The sequence below is a fragment of the Winogradskyella sp. PE311 genome, from assembly GCF_046545555.1.
Lineage (GTDB): Bacteria > Bacteroidota > Bacteroidia > Flavobacteriales > Flavobacteriaceae > Winogradskyella.
The window spans coordinates 158,042-181,492 of sequence record NZ_JBHZTH010000003.1 but is presented as its reverse complement, the minus strand read 5'-3'; the positions used below and the strand labels follow the sequence as shown (position 1 = coordinate 181,492).

Sequence of the window (23,451 nt, the reverse complement as noted above, 5' to 3'; positions counted from 1 at the left end):
ACTACTCGAAGTTACTCTTATCATTTATACATCTAAGATTTATAGATTATTGTTTTTAACAAATTAATTAACATTGAAATGAAACTTAAAATAAAATCTTTTATTAATTGAAAATCAATAGGTTAAATAAGTCTGAGTAAAGTTATATTGAATCTAAAATAGAAGTTATTAAATTACAGCCTGTAATAATTTCTTGCTTAGAAATAGTTAAAGGGGGAGTGATTCTTACTGCTCGAGGTTCAAAAAGTAGCCAAAATAGAATTAACCCTCGATCTTGTGCACTTAAAATTAATGTGTTTGCAATATCTGAACTTTCCATTATAATGGCTAGCATTAGGCCTTTGCCTCTTATTTCTTTAATTAGAGGGTGCCGAAGATGTTTACGAATAAGATCTTCTTTTTCTAATGCATCACGCATTAAATTGGATTCTAAAACCTCACTCAATGTGGCTAATGCGGCCGCTGCAATAACAGGATTACCTCCAAAGGTTGTAATGTGTCCTAATTTTGGGTTATCCTTTAAAGTATCCATCATTTTTTTAGAAGCAGTGAAGGCTCCAATTGGTAAGCCACCACCTAATCCTTTACCAGTAACAACTACATCTGGTTTACAGTTATAATTCTGAAAACCAAATAGTTTACCAGTTCTACCTATTCCTGGTTGAATTTCATCTAAAATAAAAAGTGCACCAACATCATTACAGCGTTTTTGTACTTTGGCTAGATAATCATTAATTGGCTCTATAAAACCAGCTCCACCTTGAATAGTTTCTAAAATCACACCTGCTGTATTTTTTGTAATTTGATGTAAGCACCATTCGCAGTTAAATTCAATATGTTTTATATCTGGTATTAATGGTAAAAAAGGTTGTTTACGCTCTTCATAGTCCATTAAGCTTAAAGAACCCATGGTATTTCCATGATATGCATTTTTGGCTGCTATAATTTCACTTCTCCCAGTATAACGACGTGCTAGTTTAATGCTACCTTCAATTGCTTCGGTTCCAGAATTTACTAAATATGTAGTCTCTAAGGGTTTTGGTAAATGGGCTGCTAACAATTTAGATAACTCTAAAGCTGGTTCTTGGATGTATTCTCCATAGACCATAACATGCAAATATTTATCTAATTGGACCTTAACAGCATTAATAACCTTAGGGTTAGAGTGTCCTAAACTGCAGGCTGAAACTCCAGCTACAAAATCGAGATAAGATTTACCGTTTTTATTAAAAATATAAGAGCCTTTTGCATGACTTACTTCCATTGCCAATGGATGTGGTGTTGTCTGAGCTTGATATTTAAAAAAGTCTTGCTCCAATTTATTGACCTTCTTTAGCTTTTTTTTCTTTTGTACTTTTTACCGGTTTCATTTCAGGCACTACCGGGATTACAGTCGTAGTTTTCTTCGGAAGATTTCTTGCTGCTTTATTAGGTTTGTTAGGTGTTGTTTTACCAGCTTCTTCAATTCGCTTTGTAACACTGTCGTCAACAAATTCTTCGGGTGGTATGTAATCGTGAAGTCCTTTAATTATTGGTAAAACTATTGGTGCTTCATCCTTAAATAAATCATTAATAGAAGTTAGACGTTCTTCTCCTCTCCAATCAAACCCTCTTAATCGTTTACCACTCTTAGGAAACTCATCTTCAGGATATATGTTCCCATCTATTTGATTTATAAATCGAACTTCTTCGATGGCTTGGTCAATAATTTGAATATTTAAACTTCCAGATTTAGATTTTTGAATTCCAATTAGTTCATTTTCTTCATTTCGCATAAAGCGAATCGTTTCTGCATTCTTAATAATATCAACATTGTAGAGTTCGTTATCTCTAAAAAGACCAATGAGGCGTTGTCCTTTAATTTGATTAAATGCATCTTCACTAATTGTATCCTTACTGACTAAGAAGGCATTATTAAAAACTTTTAGAGAATCTAATTTTTCAGTTTCTACATTAGATAATAGATGTATCGTGTCACCAGTGATTTGATTATCTAAATTCCAAAGTACAGGTTTCCTTGTAGTTGCAAAAATATCATCTGAACTAAAGCGACTTAAATTAATCATTTTAGTTAATCCGGTTTTATGGTCTACATGAATTGAATCTGCTTTACCAGCTAAATCGCTCTTATATAATCTTGCTTTATAATAAGCTCTTGTTATACGATTATCTTCTTTACCTGTAACCATTAAGGTGTCTGCATGTAAGTAAACAGAGTCTTTCTCTTGTACTGTTATGGCCAAAGCACGTTTGGTTATAAATAATGAATCTTTGTCTTTCCAAACTTCGGCGTAATGTCCTCTAACAACGCTGTTGTTAATAGTGTCTGTAACTTTTATATTGTTGGTGGCAGAAGCAAAACTTCTATCACGATCAAAATAAAGACTGTCGCCCTCTACGATTCTGTCGTCATAATTAATTTTAGCATTACGCTGAAAATAACCTGTATTTGCGTTGGTGTCATAAAAACCGCGTTCGCAATACACTGTACTATCTTCGCCATCTATAGTGGATGGACCAAATAAATATGCGTGTCCATTGTCTGGAAAGAAATCGAGGCGTTCCGTTTTTAGTGTGTAATCTGGGTTTACTAAAACTACATCTTTAGTAAATTGATATTTCTTAGCATTCATGTAATACCTGCCAACTTGGCTAGTAATAGTTCCAGAAGAATCTCTAACTACTTTACCTTTTGTATTATAATAGGCGAGTTGTCTAGTCCTATCAAAATAGAGTTTATTGGTTGTTAAAGTAGATTGTGGCTCTGTTAAAATAACATCACCTTGAGCAAATGCTAATTGTGTTTTACCACTATATTCTACATATTTAGCAACCATATTAATAGAGTCGCCTTGCTTCATTACAACGTTACTAAAGGCTTCAATGAAATCCTGATCCTCGTAATAAATGGCCTTATCACACCACATGTTAACTCCTTCATGAATAAAATGAATTTGTTGCGTCTCGTCTCTTAGAAACACAAATGCACCTTCATTAATGTTAGGATTAGATGAAGCGATGCCAGCATACTCAATACGTATTCTCTGTTTTTCTTGCGAAAAACCAGATAAGGTAAGACATAAGATAAGGACAAAAAAGATATTCTTAAAACTATTCAAAACCATATGTTTTTTACAAAGTAACACTTATAGATTAGCTTTAGTATGGATTAACAGTTTTTTTAACAGTGCAAAAAAGCTTCTTTTTAAAGCGTTTTGCGAATAATAGTTTGCTTACGATCAGGGCCAACAGATGCAATTGTAATAGGAATATTCAACTCTTTTTCTAAGAATTCAACATAACCATTAAAAGCTTTAGGTAATTGAGACGCTTCCGTCATACCTGTTAAATCTTCTGACCAACCTTCTATTTCTTTATAAATAGGAGTTACATTTTCTGCCTCAATATTATATGGTAAATGTTGTATCTCTTCACCTTTGTATTTATAGGCAGTACATATTTTAAGCGTTTTAAAACCTGAAAGTACGTCTCCTTTCATCATAATTAGTTGCGTAACACCATTAACTTGGCAAGCATAGCGTAAAGCTACTAAATCTAGCCAGCCACAACGTCTTGGCCTGCCAGTTGTTGCACCAAATTCGTGACCAACACGACCCATAGTTTCTCCGTCTTCATCAAATAATTCTGTTGGGAAAGGTCCAGAACCAACTCGTGTTGTATATGCTTTAAAAATACCAAATACATCACCTATTTGATTAGGTGCAACACCTAGTCCTGTACAAGCGCCAGCAGCAGTTGTATTAGAGGATGTTACGAACGGATAAGTTCCAAAGTCAATATCTAATAATGAGCCTTGAGCACCTTCAGCGAGAATAGATTTACCAGACGTTTGTGCTTGATGAATAAATTCTTCTGAATCTATAAACTTTAGGCTTTTTAACGTCTCGATTGCATTGAAGAAATCTTTTTCTAAATCTTTTAAATCATATTGAATATCTACATTATAGAAATCAATCATAGCTTCATGCTTATCTGCCAAAGCTCTATATTTATCTTTCCAGTCTGCTAATTCAATATCACCAACTCGTATTCCATTTCTGCCAGTCTTGTCCATATATGTTGGACCAATACCTTTAAGAGTTGAGCCTATTTTTGCTTTTCCTTTAGAAGCTTCACTTGCCGCATCTAATAAACGATGCGTAGGTAATATGATATGTGCTTTTCTTGAGATACAAAGTGATTTTTTATAATCAACATTTTGCTCATCTAGCTTGTCTAATTCTTTTTTGAAAATTACAGGGTCTATCACAACACCGTTGCCAACTAAATTAATCGTATCGTCATGAAATATACCAGAAGGAATAGTATGTAAAACATGTTTTCTGCCATTAAAGACTAAAGTATGTCCTGCATTTGGTCCACCTTGAAACCGCGCAATAATATCGTATTTAGAGGTGAATACATCAACAATTTTTCCTTTGCCTTCGTCGCCCCATTGTAATCCAAGTAGTAAATCTACTGCCATTGTAAAAAATTAATTAGTCTTCTTTTTTACGATTACCGTAAAAATATAGTGAATGATTAGTTATCTGAATATCAAAAACCTCTTCGATGGTTTTTTTTATGGATTGAATGCGTGGATCACAAAATTCTATTACTTCTCCTGTATCTGTAAGAATAACATGATCGTGCTGCTTGTCAAAATAAGATTTTTCGTAATGAGCCTGATTTTGTCCAAATTGATGCTTACGCACTAAAGCACAATCTAACAATAATTCAATAGTATTATAAAGTGTTGCTCTACTTACACGATAGTTTTTATTTTTCATTTTAATATATAAAGACTCAATATCAAAATGTTCTTCACTATCATAGATTTCTTGAAGTATAGCGTAGCGCTCAGGTGTTTTTCTGTGACCTTTATCTTCAAGGAATTGTGTAAAAACACGCTTTACAATATCCTGATTACTTTCTTCTGTTGTTGTACTCATAATTAAGGGGTAAATTTAAGTAAATTTAATAGGATATGAATTATAAAAAATGGGATTAAGAGCAAAAGAAATGAACAACCTCTTAATAACTTTTTTAATGTTTTATCTGGTAATTATACTCGAGTAACTTTATCGATTCCGTTAATTTTTTTAAGCTTGTCAATTAGCTTTTTTAGCATCGTTTGGTTTTTTACTTCAACGGTAATATTGCCGCTGAATACACCATCATCACTAGAAAAACTAATGCTTTTCATATTTACGTGTAAATTCTCAGATATAAGTTTGGTTATATCATTAACTAAACCAAGATTATCAATACCAGATAGTTTTATCTGAGACGTATAAGTGCGTTGCGAAGAATCTATCCATTTTGCTTGCATTATTCTGTATGCATAATTTGATTGTAAGCTCACTGCATTTGGGCAATTTTTTTTATGAATTTTTATACCATCATTTATTGTAACGAAACCAAAAACTTTGTCACCAGGAATTGGATTACAGCAATTAGCAAGAGAATAATCTAATCGTTCTTCTTCTTTACCAAAAACAAGCATATCATAGCTAGACGTAATTTCGTCTTTATTTATATCTTTTGGTACAGATGGCTTGTAGATTTTGTTTTTAAAATAACTTACAAACATGTTACTTCGCGATGCAGCAAATGCTTTTAGTTTGGTATTGTCAATAGTACCTATGCCAACACGATAAAATAGATCTAATGATGTGTTTAATTTAAAATAACTAACCAATTCATTAACTGATTTTTCATTTAAACTAATCTTTAGTTGCTTAAGCTTACGTCTTAAAATCTCTTTTCCTTCTTCAGCTATTTCTTTTGTATCCGCATTTAAGGCAGATTTTATTTTACTACGTGCTCTTGCCGTAGTTGCATAATCTAACCAGTTTGCGTTGGGTTTAGCATTTTCTGAGGTCAAAATTTCTACACGATCTCCGCTTTGCAGTTCATTACTTAATGGTACCAACTTACCATTCACTTTTGCTCCACGAGTTTTCATACCAACTTCGGTATGTATACTAAAAGCAAAATCTAGTGGAGTCGCACCTTTTGGTAACGACTTTAAATCTCCCTTTGGCGAAAACACAAAGATTTCTTTAGAGTAGAGGTTGAGTTTAAATTGCTCTACAAAATCTACAGCATCAGCTTCATTATTCTCCAAAGCTTCTTGTAATCTATTAATCCAAAGATCTAAATTGTCGTCTTTGTCATCATTATTTTTGTATTTGTAGTGCGCTGCGTAGCCTTTTTCAGCAATCTCATTCATGCGCTCACTTCTAATCTGTACTTCGACAAAACGACTTTTTGGGCCAACTACAGTGATATGAAGGGCTTCATAACCAGTGCCTTTGGGTGAAGAAATCCAATCTCGTAAGCGGGTTGGATTTGGCGTAAAGTGATCGGTTACAATAGAGTAAATTTTCCAAGCCAAAAACTTTTCATTTGCAAGGTCAGATTTATAAATAATACGTACCGCAAATTTATCATAGACTTCATCAAAGGAGACTCCTTGTTTTACGATTTTACGACGAATACTAAAAATAGATTTCGGACGACCTTTAATCTCGTAATTCAGTTTTTCTTTATTTAGTGAATTCTCGATGACTCCAGAAAAGGCTTTGATATAAGCATCTTGCTCTTCCTTACTCTCTTGCATTTTTCCTAAAAGGTCATTGTATACCTCAGGTTCGGTGTACTTAAGGCCTAAATCTTCTAGCTCTGTTTTAATATTATAAAGTCCAATTCTGTGTGCTAAAGGAGCATAGATATATAAGGTTTCTGAAGCTATTTTAACTTGCTTATCTGGTCGCATCGCATCCATTGTTTGCATATTGTGCAAACGGTCAGCAATTTTTATAATGATAACGCGCACATCTTCATTGAGTGTCAGTAACATTTTTCGGAAGTTCTCTGCCTGAAGCGAAACATCCATATCCTTTTTTAAGGAAGATATTTTTGTAAGACCATCAACTATTTTAGCAACGGTTTCTCCAAAAAGGCGCTCCATGTCTGCGATGGTATAATCTGGATTGTCTTCAACAACATCATGAAGCAAAGCTGCTGCAATAGAAGTGGCATCTAAACCAATTTCTTGAGCTACAATTTTAGCCACTGCAATAGGATGAAAAATATAGGCCTCGCCAGACTTACGCCGTTGTTCTTTATGCGCATCAACCGCAACCTCAAAGGCTTGACGAATCAATTTCTTATCGTCTGCTGTTAAAGTCTGATAACTTACTTTGAGTAACTCTTTGTAAGCTTGTGCAATGGCTTTATTTTCTTTTTCTATGGCTTCTGCAGTCATAGAACTAAAATAGTGAAATGGTTTTTAATGGGCAATGGTTTTTTTGACCTAAATTTTTGGAAAGTTTCGTTAACGTATTTGTGTATGGTTAGTTGCTTTAGCGATTAAGATAACAAAAAAGGGCAAGAGTAAGGAAATCCGCTAGGATTTCCGAGACACTCATTACCCACTTTCAGCAATTAACTATAAACGTTGTTGTGATGCGTTTTTACCATTGATTAATCTTTTAATAGAAATCTGACTTACTTCTCTAAATCATGTCTTGCATCATTTTATCTATCTTATTATTTTTATATAATTCCTCTAGCATGGAAGTGTAAATTCTGATAAAATTGTTGCTTTTTGCAAGATTACCAAAAAGGCTTTCATGTTTAATAAAAGCTAAAGGGTTATTTTTTGTTTCCGAGGCCGTATGGTGTAATTCGTCGTGCATTGCGTCTATAATTTTTAGAGCTTGTCCGTTCTGATCTGTTTCTTTATCACTGTAGTAGCACCAAGCTGCTAAGACTAAGGTGGCGAATTTGATACTTCTTCCTATTGCTAAATTTTCATGTATGGTTGGGATTAAAAATTTAGGTAGTTTGGCTGAGCTTTCTGAGCAAATACGGCCAACGCTGTCTTTGATATTGGGGTTCGCAAAACGTTCTAAGAGGCTGTTTTTGTAGTTCTTCAAATTAATGCCTTCAATGTCTCCTAAAACAGGTGTGGCTTCTTCGTCTAAGAACGCACGTAAATAGTTTGCAAAGACTTCATCTTCAACACAAGCATTGATAGTTAGGTGTCCGTGTATTGCTCCCAAAATTCCCAAAACTGAATGCCCTGCATTTAGTAGTCGTAGTTTCATTTTCTCATACGGCCCTACATCAGGCACAAATTGCACGCCTACTTTTTCAAAGGCAGGTCGTCCGTTGGAGAATTTATCTTCTACTACCCATTGTATAAAAGGTTCACAGGTCACTGGCCAAGCATCGGCAACTCCATAGTTTTGTGCCAGTATTTCAATATCTGTTTTCGCCGTTACTGGGGTTATACGGTCAACCATGCTATTGGGAAAGCAGACTTCTTGCGCTATCCATTTTGCCAAGTCTGGGTTTTGTGCTTCGGCAAAGGTGAGGAGCATTTTACGTGCCATGTCTCCGTTGTGTTCGATGTTGTCGCAGGACATCACCGTAAAAGCAGGTAGCCCTGAGTCGCGACGAGTTTTTAGAGCCTCAGTTAAAAAACCGTATATGGTTTTTGGGTCTTGAGGATGACGCAGTTCATGTTGTATGTCAGGGTTGTCAAAATTGAATTTTCCCGTGGTTGGGTTGAAATTATATCCTCCCTCCGTTATAGTCAGTGAAACTATTTTCGTGTCAGCATTTGCAATGCGGGCTATGACTTTTTCTGGGTTGGTGGTTCCCATTTCAAAGTCAACTATCGAACCAATGACTTCTGTTTCGATATTACCATCAGGATGCTTAATCATAAGCGTGTAAAGATGGTCTTGCTTTTTTAAAATGTCGCTTAATTTGGTGTCTGCTTCGCGTAAACCGATTCCACAGATTCCCCAGTTTGAGGCTTCCCCTAACTGCCGCAGTTGATGTAAATAATATGCTTGATGTGCACGGTGGAATCCGCCAACACCGACATGAACAATTCCAATTTTATTGTCCATGCGATTATATATCGGCACGGGTATACGGCTTCCTAATTCTGCTAAATTTTGTTGTTGAAGCTGTATCGGTGTTTTCATTACTGCGTTACCGTTTTTGATTTTCCACGTTTCAACGCCCAATATGCTAGTACGAAATAAATGATGGTACAGATAAACGCGTAGGTGTAAAAGAGTTCCCGGTTTGAGATATAACTGGCTTCCGTAGTACTTCCGAACATGACGTTACAAGCCAAAATCAAAGTGGCCACCAAAGCCGAAATTGCGATGAATTTTATGCCCTTAGAGAACGCAGAAACATCCTTGGAAATAACAACTCCCTCCTTTGCTTGCTGTTCTTGAAAGCGTTCAATTGTTTCATTTCGAACTTTTTCTTCCTCAACTTCTTCATGATATTCTTGCTTCGCCCCATTGCGATACGCAAGAAACGTATACACTGCTATAGTGAAAAACCATGTCGGGATGAATAAATAATAAAAGGAGATCACATCCAATGCATTCAAGCCGAAACCAAAGACCAAGCCCAAGCCCCAAGAAGCAACAGCAGGCATACTAAAGGTTAGCTTGCGATACGAAGACCAGTAGCGGGTATAGCCAATTCTAGGGAATATCTGATGTTCAGCAAACACAATCGCCCCCACAGGAACTACCAGCAAACCTGCATAGGTGAGAAGCGGTAGTATTTGTGAAAATACAAAGGGGAAACAGGCGATTACAACGGTGACCACACCAACCACAATAGTCGTTTTTTTGCGAGAATGGTTGAAAAAAATAGCTTGTGCTGCCAAACCTGCTCTGTACAAGTTCGTAATCGCTGTCGTCCAACCAGCAACAATAACAATTACAAAACCTGACCAACCTAGAGCATAATAAGCCACATCACCTGGATCGAGTTCAACAATGGATTTCCCTAATATGACAGCTGCTCCGGCACCCATTATTCCAGCAGCTATCCAGGCCACATAGTGACCGAACATCATACCTGTACTGGTTGCATATCCATAGTTTTTCTTTTTTGCAAAACGAAGGAGGGCCATATCAATCAATCCGAAATGGGTAATGGTATTGGCAGCCCAACCAAAGCCAATGACTTCGACTAATCCTATTCCTGGGCCACCATCACTGTTGATACCTGTCCAGATACTCTGATCACCGAGCGTCATAAAATCGGCCCATCCAGATGGTAACGTTTTATCTAATACATCCAAAGACAAGGCCGGGAGTAACACCATAGCACCACTCGTAAACATCACAAAGAGCCAAGGAGCGCAAATACCTGAAAATTCAGAAACTGCATTGAAACCATAAATCGCTATAGAAACCACAACAATGCCTACCGCCAAAACAATCAATATAAACCAGGCATTGGTCGGATACCAATTGAGTTGTGCAGGAATATCAAAAGCAAAACGCACCGCCGTCGAAGAAACAGTAATCATGGCGGCCGAAATTACAGAAAAGATAATGACATTAGCCCAATTATACAGCTTGGTCATTGAGTCACCAGCGATCTTATTCAAATAAGTATAGAGACTCAGACGGGTGTCAACAGCAATCGGGGAAGTAATGAACCTCCAGCTCAGTACCGCGAGAATATTACCAATCAGAAGACCGAGGATAATATCCATCGTCTTGGCACCAAGGGCTACAAAGGTGGCCCCAATTATGAACTCTGTAGCCGCAACATGTTCGGCGGCGTAGAGACCCGCAAAATGAGTCCAATCGTGTAATTTGTGTTTGGCAACGGGTAATTGTTCTTCATTTAGATTTTCAAATTGTTGGTAGTTTGTCTTTTCCTGCATGTTGGTTTAGTTAATATTCTAATATGATTGAATGCATCACAACTTAATGATATGACGCCGTTTTAATGCATTATATCAAACGCTAACGAAGTTCGTTGAAAATTTTCGGAAAGTCAAGTGTTACTTCTTTAAGTTTTTAACACGTTCTAAAAGCGTAGGATGCGAATAATGCATAAATACATAAGCTTTATGAGGTGTTAAATTACTTAAACTATTTTTAGATAATTTTTTTAAAGATGTAATTAATGGTTCAGCTTTACAGGTGTTTTTGGCATAATCATCAGCTTGGTATTCAAAAACTCTAGAGATGTAATTCATTACTAATCCTGTAATTTCTGAAATAGGAGAGTAGAGCAGTCCAAAGGCAATAAGCCCAACATGAAAACTAGGTATTTCAACTCCAATTGCATTAGATAATAAGGGGTTAGAAATAAAAATTGAAAGCATATAAAGTGTTAATCCAGTCAACAGAATAGAGGTTACCAAATTAAAAATAATGTGTTTTCTTTTGTAATGACCAACCTCGTGTGCTAAAACAGCAACTATTTCGTCATCGTCTAAATCATTAACTAAAGTATCATAGAGCGTAACGCGTTTTTCGCTTCCAAAGCCAGAGAAATACGCATTTGCTTTGGTGCTTCGTTTAGAGCCATCAATGATAAAAATTTTGTTTAAACTAAAACCAACAGAATTTGCGTAATCAGAGATTTTATTTCTTAGTTCTCCGTCTTCTAATGGTGTTTGTTTATTAAATAAAGGTACAATGAGTTTAGAATAAAACATATTCATAAACACGGTGAATACAGTTACAATTCCCCATGCATAAAGCCAAAACTGATTTCCTGTTAATTGATAAAACCAAACGATAAGAGAAATTATACCTCCACCAATAATAGCCATCATTAGTAATCCTTTTATTTTATCTAATAGAAATAGTTTTATGGTGCTTTTATTGAACCCGAATTGTTCTTCTATAACAAACGTTTTATAGTAGGCAAAAGGTGTTGTAATGATATCACTAGCAATCATAATAATTCCGAAAAATATCAAGGCTATAACAATGGGTTGATCTGAATAGCTTCTTGCTATTTTATCTACATATTCAAAACCATCAAAGAAAAGAAAGGCTAAGGTCAATACTAATGAAAAAAGAGAAGACCAAATACCAAACTTATAATTAGTGGCTTTATAATCTTGAGACTTCTTGTATTCAGCATTGTCGTATACATCATTTAATTCTTCAGGAATTGCATCATTAAAGTGTTTTGCATTTATGCTATTTAGAATTTTATCTTTTATAAAGTTGATAATAATTATTCCGATAATAATATAAAAGAGAATGTTTGCTGTCATTATTTAAAATCGCGTTGTCGTTTGGCTTCAAAAATAAGGATTCCTGCGGCAACAGATACATTCATTGAGTCAATAACTCCTTGCATTGGTATATTTATATTTTGTGTAGCATTTTTCCGCCATGCTTCTGTTAAACCTGTTGCTTCTGTGCCAACTACGATAGCAGTTGGTAAGGTATAATCTTGGTTTTGATAGGGCTCTGATTCTTGTAAGATGGCGGAAAAAATATTGAAACTATATTTTTGTAAAAAGGCTATTGCATTATCTGTACTCGCAATAGCAATCTGAGTAGTGAAAACACAGCCCACACTAGAGCGAATAGTATTGGGATTGTATAAGTCAGACTTGGGATTAGCTATAATCACAGCATCTACATTTGCGGCATCTGCTGTGCGTAACAATGCGCCAATATTTCCTGGTTTTTCGGGAGCTTCTGCGACAAGAATTAGCGGGTTTTTGGTTTTAAGTTTTAAACTTTCAAGATTATGATTTTTTGAATGTACAACTGCAATAATACCTTCCGTTGAGTCTCTATGTGCTAATTTTTGAAACACTTCTTTAGATATTTCAATACTATCAATTCCATATTTAGAAATGGCTTCAGCTTCACTTTGTGAAAATAAATCTGCAAAAAACAGTAAAGTTTTAATCTTATAACCGCCTTTTATTGCAAGCGACAATTCGCGTTTACCTTCAATTAAAAATTGATTTGTTTTTTTACGCTCGCGAGATTTTTCTTTTAGTTGAAAAAGCTGTTTAATTAATGCATTTTGTGGACTCGAAATATATTGCCTCATAGACTAAAAGCTGATTTATAACATGATCAAAATTACTCTTTTAAGAGGTATTATAATCGCTTTAAAATAAAAATTAAACTTTTAGCCGTAAAATCACTCGCTTAATCTGATAGTAACATGGATTTTAGTTAAATTTCTTACATTTAACTAAACTACAATCAATCAAAACTATGCGTCAACAATCAACCTTTGTATTCGCTTTAATTTTAAGTTTATTATTTTGGAGTTCGTCAAAAACCTATGCGACGGAGTCTGACATTACCGAACCTATCGAGACCAATTTAACTAAGTCATTTTTTGCTGGCGGATTTTGTAATGATGCTTTGTCTATTGACGTTGTGTCTAACTGTGATCCTAATATACCAAATACCTTCGATTTTTCTGTCGGTGAAGATATAGATGCTAATGATCAAAATCCGAGTTGTGATGGATTTGGAAATTTTGGATATTGGTTAAGCTTTACCAGTCCTGCATCAGGTTCGGTTCAGTTTAGTTTTGGTGGTGAAGCGGATAATGTTGGTTTAGAGGTTTTAGATGCGTGTGGCGGAAATACAATTGGTGAATGTTTAAATAATTTATTTGATGCAGGTGATAGTTCAGAATTATATTCAGGCCTTACACCAGGTGAAACATATTATGCCGTAGTTTGGAGAGATACACAGGAAGGCTCAGCAGATATTTGTTTAAGAGAAGGGCCTACTTGTTTCGAACCAACAAATGTAAATTTTGATTCGACATCAGATGAAGCAGTAGAAATTAGTTGGAATGAAAATGGCATTGCTACAACTTGGAATATTGAATGGGGAATTGAAGGTTTTAATTTAGGAACTGGCATATTAATAGAGAATATTGCTTCAAACCCATATACGATTGCTGGTCTATTACAAAATGTAGGTTATGATTTTTATATTAGGTCTAATTGTGCTGTTGATGATTTGAGCGATTGGGTTGGACCGTTTACTTACTTTAATTCTTATTGCGAATCTATACCAACAAGTAATGATGGTGAAGGTGTTTCTAATGTTACTATAGGGAATTTGTCTTTTGAAAGTTTTGGTGATGTTACTTATGAGGATCATACCGCTGTAACGACGTCTTTGTTTAGAGATGTTCAATCTACAGTAGCCATAACTTTTGCTACTGGTTTTACATATGACACTAATATATGGATTGATCTTAACGATAATTTAGTTTTTGATGAATCCGAGTTGGTCTTTCAAGGTGAGTCTGGGAATCAAAATCCAGACATTTTAGAGGCCTCTTTTTTATTACCATTTGATGCTTCCCTAGGTAATCATAGAATGCGTATTGGTACAGCAGATGCGGGGCAAGCTACACCAAATCCTTGTTATAGTGGAAATTGGGGAGTAACCTTAGATTTTACCGTTAATGTTATGGATCTTAATTGCGTATCACCTGATGCAAGCTTTATAGCAATAGAAGATTGTGATAACAACCAATTTTATATAGATGTAAATATTACCAGTTTAGGTGATGCTACCTCTTTAGAAATCTCAAATGATTTTGATGCAAGTACACTTCAATCTACGACATTGGGCATATATCAAATTGGCCCATTTCCATTTGGTGAAAGTGTTTTAGTTTCTGTAGCTAATGAACAAGATAATAATTGTACAATTCAAAGTTCCTCGATGCAGATAGATGCTTGTGCACCAATTAATGACGAACCTTGTAATGCAACTTTATTAAGTTCTACAGTGGATGAGTTTTGTAACTTTTTTGGATCTGGTACTATTTTAGGAGCAACGGATTCTGGTATACCAAATGATTTTTGCTCAGGCGATACAAATGATGATGTATGGTTTCAATTTACTGCAACTTCAGAAAGTCAAATCATCAGTATTCAGAATGTTACAGGAGGTACTTTTAATCTAGACCATAATGTTTATGCCGGTACTTGCGATAGTTTAATAGAACTATATTGTTCGGATTCAATCTCTTCAACGGCGTCTCAATTAACTATAGGCTCAACATACTACATAAGGATTTACTCTAGTGGTAGCATTGCAGAAACTTCGAATTTTGATTTATGTTTAAGAGATGCTCCGTCTAATGTAATTTGTAATAATGCAGTCCCGTTTTGTTCACTAAATGGTGCATTCACAACAGCTAATACAATTGGGATTCCAGGATCTGGGAATATTGCGTGTTTAGCTACAACGCCAAACCCTACATGGAATACTATTGAAATAGGCAGTACTGGAAGAATTGAAATTGAAATCGTACAAACAGATGCTAACGCTAATGGATTAGATGTAGATTTTGTGTTGTGGGGACCATTTGATTCTGTAGATGATGCATGTGTTGATATATTAATTGAAGATTGTCCGACATGCCCAAATAATACAACAAATCCAAATTTTTATCCTTTTGGTAATATTATGGATTGTAGTTATTCTTCTGCATTTGTTGAGAACTTGACTATTGAAGATGCGCAATATGGTGAGGTTTATTTGTTGTTAGTAACCAATTTTAGTGGCAACCCAGGAACAATTTCTATTGAGCAAACAAACTTAAATGAAGAAGGTTCTGGTAGTTTAACAGCCCAACTAGAGGTAGATTTAGGACCTGATTTAAATATTTGTGAAGCTGTCCAGGATGTTGTTGCCTTAAATGGGGAATCTGCTTTTGCAGATTCATACGAGTGGTATTTTAATGGCATATTGTTTAATTCTGGCGAAGATGAAGGTGTGGTGAATGTTACAGAATCAGGTGTGTATACATTAATAGCGTATAATGAAAATTGTGATGTTTTAGCACAAGATGATATTACAGTTTCATTTTTAGATTGTGCTTCAATAGGAATTATTAATGTCTCTGCTTACTTTGACGATAATGATAGTATGACATTAGATCCTGGTGAAAACTATTTTACGAATGGATTTTTTACCTATGAAAAAAATAATGACGGTGTCATTAATACAATTCACTCTTCCACCGGTAATTTTACTATTGCCAGCGATGATGAATTAAATACTTACGATATTAATTATTATTTCTATGAAGATTACGAGGATTGTTTTGATGTTTCTCTTGTAAGCTTCGAGAATGTTAATGCTCTGTTCGGTGAAAATGTTGAGGTAGAGTTTCCTATTGTTAACCAAGGAACATGCGAGGATATAGGATTATCGCTTGTTAATCAGCAAGCTCCTAGACCAGGGTTTGATCATCTCAATTATTTAATAATAGAAAACTTTGGCCTAACTACAGTGACTGGCACAGTTAACTACGAGTTAGACGATGATTTAATTATTAATGCTATTAGTTCTGGTACAAATTATACAATTGCAATTAATGCGAGTGGTTTTACAACTGAATTCTTTGATTTAGAGCCTGGCGGAAGTATAATTATTTCTATTTCGTTATTGACACCATCTACCGTTGGCCTCGGTGAATTGGTTACAAATATTGCGACATATGCAACCGCTGAAAATGATATTGTTATAGATAATAATATTGCTTCTATTACAGAAGAAGTGATTGGAGCTTTTGATCCTAATGATAAAATGGAGGCACATGGACCAGAAATAGTTTATGATGATTTTATTACGACAGATGAATACCTATATTATACCATAAGATTCCAAAATGTAGGAACGGCTGAAGCCATTAATGTTAGAATAGAAGATATGTTAGACAATCAATTAGATGAAACTACTTTTCAGATGTTGCGTTCTTCACACGATTATGTAGTTATGAGAACGGTTAATAGTCTCGAATGGACTTTTAACAATATTAATTTACCAGCAGAGCAAGATGATGCAGAAGGAAGCAATGGTTTTGTGCATTTCAAGATAAAACCAAAGTTTGGTTATAGTTTAGGTGATGTGATACCAAATACGGCTTCAATTTATTTCGATTTTAATGCACCAATTATAACAAATACATTTACAACGACTTTTGTACAAACGCTTTCTGTTGGTTCTTTTGATAACATAAAATTTAATATGTATCCAAATCCAGCAAAAGATAATGTTACTATTATATTAAATAATAGTTTAACCGAAGATTTAAACTTAATAATCTATGATATTCAAGGGAAACAAATAGGAGTAACAAAGCCTATTAAAACAACATCTACGGTATTAGATGTATCTGAGTTAAGTACTGGATTATATTTTGTAAAACTTAGTGATGCTTCAAATACTATAATAGAAAAATTAATTATAGATTAAACGAACTATATTTTCTTATAAAAGCTTCAGATAATTTCTGGGGCTTTTTTTGTAATTAGTTTTATTTAATTACGTCAAACGAATTAACTAAAAACCATGTCATGAAAAAATTATCATTTGTACTTCTTTTAGCGCTACTAATTACAGCATGTAAAAACGAATCTAAATTAGAGTCTACAGTTATAGAAGATGTGTCTATAGACGATATTACTACCAGTATTTATCCAGAGTCAATTACTAAAATATTCGACGCACACGGAGGTATAGATAACTGGAATAAAATGCAAACCTTAGCTTTTACTATGAAAAAGCCAAATGGCAAAGAAGTCACCACTGTGAATTTAAAAACTAGAGCAGAGCTAATAGATATGCCAACGCATATGCAAGGTTATGACGGTGAATCCATTTGGATTAAAGATAAAGGTGAGAATAAAAATGATGGCAGTAGAGCTGGCTTTTATAGAGGGTTAATGATGTATTTCTATGCCATGCCATTTATAGTTGGTGATGACGGTATTATTTACGAAGAAGCAGAGTCTTTAGAGTTTGAAGGTAAAACTTATCCAGGGATTTTAATTTCTTATGAGGCTGGAGTAGGAGCATCTCCAGACGATCAATACATTGTGTATTATGATGCTGAAACCGGTCAAATGCAATGGTTAGGTTATACAGTAACTTTTGGAAAGGATGGAAAGAGTAAGAATTTTAAGTTTATCCGTTATAACGATTGGCAAACTATTAATGGACTCGTATTGCCAAATAGTATCAGCTGGCACGAGTACAAGGATAAAACACCAACTGCGTTAAGAAACACAGTAATGTTCAGTGATGTTATTGTTTCAGACGAAGCACCAGATAATTCTATGTTTACTATACCAGAAGGTGCTAAAGTGATAGATTAAGTATTTTAATGTACTTTATAAAAAAAAGCGAGCCAAACGGCTCGCTTTTTTAGCTTAATCCTGTTGACTATATTTGTTGGAATAGCGTTTCCAAAGTTTAGTTTGATGTGTTTCTAAACTTAAATCTCTACCATCAATAAATGCTTTTGATATAATATTAGTTCTCATATCTAATGCATCACCTTCACTAATAAACAGTGTTGCACTTTTACCAGATTCTAATGTGCCATACATGTCATCTATTCCTAAAATTTTAGCAGCATTTTGCGTGATTAACTGTAAAGCTTGTGCTTTTGTTAGGCCGTGAGCCACTGTTGTACCAGCATAGAATGGAAGATTACGCGAATTCATGCGTTCCATTTGTCCGCTAGGTTCTAATGCGACTAAAACACCAGCGTCTACAAGTGCTTTTGCTTGCTTATAGCTGTAGTCATAATCATCGTCTTCTAGTTCTGGTCTGGTATGTACGCGTTGTAAAAATACAGACACATCATTTTGTTTTAAAAAATTAGCAACATTAGCAGCTTGATAGCCACCAACAATAGTAATCTTTGTAATACTTTGAGATTTTGCAAAGTTTACGGCATCAGTGATTCCTTTTTCATCATCCACATTAATATAAACATGTTTAGAACCATTAAATACTCCAGCCAAACCTTCAAAAGGTAAATGACGCTCTGTTTTAGTGCCGTTGTCATAGCTTTTTGCTTCGTTAAAATAATCCGCTAATTCTTTAACTTGCTTCGCGTAATTTTTATTTGGTTTTAATCCAGGATCTTCACCTAACCACCAACGTCCTCTGCTAAAGCTACTTGGCCAGTTAATATGTATACCATTATCCATTTTAATGGCGGCATCTTCCCAGTTCCAAGCGTCGTACTGCACTACGGAAGAAGTTCCTGTAATACGTCCGCCTCTTGGCACTACTTGTCCGAGTAAAACACCATTAGGGCGCATTGATTCTATAATTTTAGATTCTGCATTATAGGCGATGATACTTCTAATATGAGGGTTGTAAGTACCCATTTCAGAAAGGTCATTGGATGCTTTAACCGCATCAACTTCTACTAATCCAAGTGTTCCGTTACCAACAATGAAACCTGGATAGACGTGCTGACCTTTAGCATCGATGATATCTAAGGCTTGGTTAGTCATTGCAGTAGAAGATTCTGGTCCAATAGCAGTAATTTTTCCATTGCTAACTACTATGATACTATTTTCAATAACAGTTCCATTTCCAATATGAGCTGTAGCTCCAACAATAGCAAAATCTTTAGATTGCTTCGGAGCCGGAGTTTGTTGTGCATAACCCAGAGTAACACACAACAGCAATAGTACAATAGGTATTTGTTTTAATTTTTTCATGTCTAATTCGTATTAATGGGTGTGTGTTGAATGTTCGTTATCCATAGAGTCGCAATGCAACAATACTTTTTCTTTTTTCTTTACGGGTTGCGTTTTTAAACCCTTGTTTTTATCTTGAAGCATAAGATTGGTTAATTCACTTTTTTCTTTCTTAATAGCTGCACGCATCTGTTTATCGCGAGCTAAATCAAAATAAGTAACACCTTCTATAATTGTTTTTTCTGCTTTTGCATAAATAGATAAAGGATGCTCTGTCCATAAAACAACATCAGCATCTTTACCAACTTTAAGACTTCCTACGCGCTCATCAACGTGTAATAGTTTAGCCGGATTTAAAGTCACAAACTTTAAAGCATCTTCTTCACTAACACCACCATACTTAACAGATTTAGCAGCTTCTTGATTTAAACGTCTAGACATTTCAGCATCATCACTGTTTATGGCAACAACAACTCCTGCATTATGCATAATTGCCGCATTAAAAGGAATAGCATCATTAACTTCATACTTATAAGCCCACCAATCACTGAAGGTCGATCCACCAACTCCATGTGCTTTCATTTTGTCAGCAACTTTATAACCTTCTAGAATATGAGTAAACGTATTAATATTAAAGTCGAATTTATCAGCAACTTTCATAAGCATGTTTATTTCGCTTTGCACGTAAGAGTGACAAGAAATAAAACGTTCTTTATTCAAAATTTCAGCTAGAACTTCCATTTCAGCATCTTTACGATAGGGTTTCCCACTTTTCTTAGCGTCATTATAAGCTTTTGCTCTGCTAAAATAATCCATGAATACTTGCTCCACTCCCATACGAGATTGCGGAAAACGCTCATTTCTATTAGAACGTGATTGTTTTACATTCTCACCTAAAGCAAATTTTATAAACTTTGGTGAATTATCATACACTAAATTTTCAGCAGATTCTCCCCATTTAAGTTTTATAATCGCAGAACGACCACCAATAGGATTAGCAGAACCATGTAATATTTGAATCGATGTAACACCACCAGCAAGATTTCTGTAAATATCCACATCCTCATCATCAATTACATCTTCTATAGTAACTTCAGCAGAAGAGTTTTGACCACCTTCATTTATTGAAGCTGCTGCAATATGTGAGTGTTCATCTATAATACCAGCTGTTATGTGCTTTCCTGTTGCATCAATAACCTTAGCGTTTCTATCAGATATATCTTTTCCTATTTTAGAAATCTTACCATCTTTAATTAGAACGTCAGTATTATTTAAAACTCCATCTTTTTCATTCGTCCAAACTGTAGCATTTTTAAATAATAGTGTCTCTGATTTTGGTTTTTCTGTAAATCCATAAGCTAAATTTGGAAAGGTAACAGGACTCATAAAAGGCGATTCAGAAGCTTTCTTATCCTCTTTTTTCTCATCTTTCATCTTTTCTTTTTCTTTAGCTTTACTAGCATAAAATGACAACTCGCTGCCATTTGGTAATATTGCTTTTCCATTAAGACTATTACCACTAGCAGAATTTGCCATAACTCTTATGAATTCTTTTTTAGTACTATCTGCAGTTTTAAAAGTAAGATTAACCCAATCATCAGCATAACTCATTTTTGTGCCTAGCTTATTGCCTGCACTTTCTAATGAAGCACTAGGTTTACTCTCACTACCTTTTATAGAGAGCCTATAATCGTTACCTGTTAGTTTAAAGTTATAATCACCATCAATATCTTTTACGTTCATATTGGCAATAACATGCGGTGTGCCTTGAACCCAATTTTCGTAAAGCTTGGTTTTCTTTTCAAAAATATCTCCAGAAGTAATTAAGAAATTAGCGTAGCTTCCAGACTTAAGTGTTCCTAAGACATCAGATTTACCGAGTAATCCTGCAGGTATTGTTGTTAAAGCTTCTAAAGCCTTTTGCTTGGAAAGTCCACTTTCGATGGCTTTCATTAAATTAGAAGTAAAAGACTTCTTCGATTTTAAACCGTGCGTTGTTAATGCGAATTTTACACCGTTTTCAGCCAGTAATCTTGGATTGTGTGGTTCTTGATTCCAAGAACGCATATCGCTCAATGACAAGGTAGATGCTAAAAGTGCATTGTCTACATCATAGGCTAATTGAAAGTCTAAAGGTAATATTAATGTAGCATTTGTAGATTTTACCTCGTTTAGACGTTCATATTCATCACCACCTCCAACTATTAAGTATTGAATGTTAAAGGCATCACCAACTTTGTCAGCGCGCATTAAGTTTGCACGACTGCCCGCTTCAAAAATTTGTGGTAAATTTTTATTGCCGTTTAAAGCTTCTAAGGCTAAATCTTTTGTGTCAATATTTCCGCCAGCATACCATTTTGCATCATTGTACATTTGTCTTAATAGCGCCATACTTCCCATAATAGAAGAAGGATAGGATTGGTTTGAAGTAACACTTTTGCTAAATGATAGATGTTGTGTTGTTTCTCCATCAACTACGCGCAATGCATTATCTGCGTCATTGTTAAGGGCAATTAATGCTCCAGTTCCGCGTACAATGCCGTCTGGCATATGCGTGTTTACCACACCAAAACCAAGTTTGTGCATTTCGGAAGCAGATTTAGAATCGTATTTAAAACTTGCCATAACGTCTTGTTCTGGCATAATATGGTCATTCCAGTAAAACCCACTTCTACCAGCACCATATCTTGGGCCATTACCACCACGTTTTGGCTTTTTTACACCAAATGTTGTATACATGTCAATGAATGATGGATAAATTGTTTTTCCCGAAAGATCTACAATGGTCGTATTCTTAGGAATGCTTACAGATGCTCCTACACTAACAACTTTACCTTCTTTTATTAGAAGGGTTGCATTGTTTAAAACTTCGGTAGGAGATACATGGATCGTTGCATTTTTAAATGCCGTGTAATTAGAATTATTTGCAATTACACCAGTATTACTTGGAAAATAATCTTGAGCAAATAACGAAAAACTGCACATAAAGATGAGCAGTCGTAAATGAACTTTAATCATAAAATTGGTTAGTTAAATTGAATTCTAAATATAATGATTAAACCTAAAACGTAGATTTAATTTATCGATTTTAACGTTTACAATATCCTGTCGTCATAGTAGTTAACAAGAAGGGCAACGATATAGCTGTAACTTTTCATTCCGGCTGATTGATTATTAGCTTTAAGAAAGCTATCAAATGTCTTTTCAAAAATAGGTTCTAAAGGATTTTTATAGGCTAATGAAAACTCTTGAACTTCTTGATAGTTTTTTATAATTCCTTTATTAATTGTTGACAGTATATCGTAATATAATTCTGAATCTCGTTTATAAATCTCATTAAGACAATAACGCAGTGCAAACGTGTACCCAGAATATTTAAAGTATTTATCCTTATTATGTATTGCAGCTAAGCTACCAATAAAATTAGCTTCGTTTTCTGCAGCATAACCTAACTGATGAGCGGCTTCATGGCAGGCTGTTGTAGGGAATTTATATATTGGAATTAGGTTATTAACCTGTGCTTCATTTGTAAACGGATTTAGATAACCTAAAAAGCCCATATAAGTTAGAGGTGTACTAAATAAAGACGTTTTTATACTTTCTGGCTGGTACTTAAGATGTGGATATGTTTTTTCAAGAACATCATAACCGTTACTTACCATATCAAAAACTTCAGATTGCGAATAGGGCAAATCAATTTTTAATGAATCAACAGGTGTTAGTTCTGAATGAATTGTATTTGATTTACTGATTAGGCGTTCTGTAAAAGCTACTAATCGCTCGGTTGTATATTCAGCTTCAATATTTAAAGATTTATATAAGGGTTCTCTATAGTAATTATAGGCCCAAAGCATATGAAAAGCGAAATAGGCTATAGAGAGCGTTGCACCAACATCTAATAGCCAATTAATAGTATCTTTTATAATACGCTTGCGATTTAGTATTAACCATCTTATGAGATAAATAATCGCTAAAGTGTATAAAATATCACCAACAGAAAGAGGAAGCCACCCAAATACATAACGCATCAATTTAGAAATATAAACGTACAAACCGTTGCTGTAATAGTGCTCTACAAATTCAGGATAATGTTTCAAAATAGAAATAAATAAAATCTGAATTATGAGAAA

The 23,451-nt window shown here is 34.8% G+C and carries 14 protein-coding genes; 2 read left to right on the top strand and 12 right to left on the bottom strand.

The window, feature by feature from the left end:
* Positions 1 to 142: 142 nt before the first annotated feature.
* The 9 genes from ACFWU4_RS12010 to ACFWU4_RS11970 form a co-directional block, all read right to left on the bottom strand.
* Complete coding sequence (locus ACFWU4_RS12010) at positions 143 to 1,318, bottom strand: aspartate aminotransferase family protein (protein WP_411128184.1); 1,176 nt, start codon at positions 1,316 to 1,318, stop codon at positions 143 to 145.
* Position 1,319: 1 nt separating this feature from the next.
* Entirely contained in the window at positions 1,320 to 3,125 is a 1,806-nt protein-coding gene (locus tag ACFWU4_RS12005; RefSeq protein ID WP_411128182.1) for an OstA-like protein, read from the bottom strand.
* An 80-nt stretch (positions 3,126 to 3,205) separates the two neighbouring features.
* Positions 3,206 to 4,486, bottom strand: a complete 1,281-nt coding sequence (locus ACFWU4_RS12000; RefSeq protein ID WP_411128180.1) for an adenylosuccinate synthase — start codon at positions 4,484 to 4,486, stop codon at positions 3,206 to 3,208.
* Positions 4,487 to 4,499: 13 nt separating this feature from the next.
* Complete coding sequence (locus ACFWU4_RS11995; protein ID WP_411128178.1) at positions 4,500 to 4,952, bottom strand: Fur family transcriptional regulator; 453 nt, start codon at positions 4,950 to 4,952, stop codon at positions 4,500 to 4,502.
* Positions 4,953 to 5,065: 113 nt separating this feature from the next.
* Positions 5,066 to 7,273, bottom strand: a complete 2,208-nt coding sequence (locus ACFWU4_RS11990; protein ID WP_411128176.1) for a RelA/SpoT family protein — start codon at positions 7,271 to 7,273, stop codon at positions 5,066 to 5,068.
* 250 nt (positions 7,274 to 7,523) lie between these two features.
* Positions 7,524 to 9,008, bottom strand: coding sequence for a mannitol dehydrogenase family protein (locus ACFWU4_RS11985; protein WP_411128174.1), 1,485 nt, complete (start codon positions 9,006 to 9,008; stop codon positions 7,524 to 7,526).
* Positions 9,008 to 10,729, bottom strand: coding sequence for a purine-cytosine permease family protein (locus ACFWU4_RS11980; protein WP_411128172.1), 1,722 nt, complete (start codon positions 10,727 to 10,729; stop codon positions 9,008 to 9,010). The genes ACFWU4_RS11985 and ACFWU4_RS11980 overlap by 1 nt, the downstream gene beginning before the upstream one ends.
* Positions 10,730 to 10,849: 120 nt before the next feature.
* Entirely contained in the window at positions 10,850 to 12,082 is a 1,233-nt protein-coding gene (locus ACFWU4_RS11975; protein ID WP_411128170.1) for a M48 family metallopeptidase, read from the bottom strand.
* Entirely contained in the window at positions 12,082 to 12,879 is a 798-nt protein-coding gene (locus ACFWU4_RS11970; protein WP_411128168.1) for a TrmH family RNA methyltransferase, read from the bottom strand. Before ACFWU4_RS11970 ends, ACFWU4_RS11975 begins: the two co-directional genes overlap by 1 nt.
* 170 nt (positions 12,880 to 13,049) lie before the next feature.
* On the opposite strand from ACFWU4_RS11970, the gene ACFWU4_RS11965 reads away from it, so the two are divergent.
* Both ACFWU4_RS11965 and ACFWU4_RS11960 read left to right on the top strand, forming a co-directional pair.
* Positions 13,050 to 17,075, top strand: a complete 4,026-nt coding sequence (locus tag ACFWU4_RS11965) for a T9SS type A sorting domain-containing protein (protein ID WP_411128167.1) — start codon at positions 13,050 to 13,052, stop codon at positions 17,073 to 17,075.
* 101 nt (positions 17,076 to 17,176) lie between these two features.
* The gene (locus ACFWU4_RS11960) at positions 17,177 to 17,977 is read left to right on the top strand and encodes a DUF6503 family protein (protein WP_411128165.1); all 801 of its coding nucleotides are present in this window, start codon (positions 17,177 to 17,179) and stop codon (positions 17,975 to 17,977) included.
* 54 nt (positions 17,978 to 18,031) lie between these two features.
* Here the strand turns inward: ACFWU4_RS11960 and ACFWU4_RS11955 are convergent, their stop codons facing one another.
* From ACFWU4_RS11955 to ACFWU4_RS11945, 3 genes are all read right to left on the bottom strand, one after another.
* Entirely contained in the window at positions 18,032 to 19,342 is a 1,311-nt protein-coding gene (locus ACFWU4_RS11955) for an amidohydrolase family protein (protein WP_411128163.1), read from the bottom strand.
* A gap of 12 nt (positions 19,343 to 19,354) precedes the next feature.
* Positions 19,355 to 22,339: an amidohydrolase family protein gene (locus ACFWU4_RS11950; RefSeq protein ID WP_411128161.1), complete on the bottom strand. Its 2,985-nt coding sequence runs from the start codon at positions 22,337 to 22,339 to the stop codon at positions 19,355 to 19,357.
* Between the two features lie 77 nt (positions 22,340 to 22,416).
* Positions 22,417 to 23,418 carry a DUF3810 domain-containing protein gene (locus tag ACFWU4_RS11945; protein ID WP_411128159.1) on the bottom strand — a complete coding sequence of 334 codons (1,002 nt, stop codon included), beginning with the start codon at positions 23,416 to 23,418 and terminating at the stop codon, positions 22,417 to 22,419.
* Between the last annotated feature and the right edge of the window lie 33 nt (positions 23,419 to 23,451).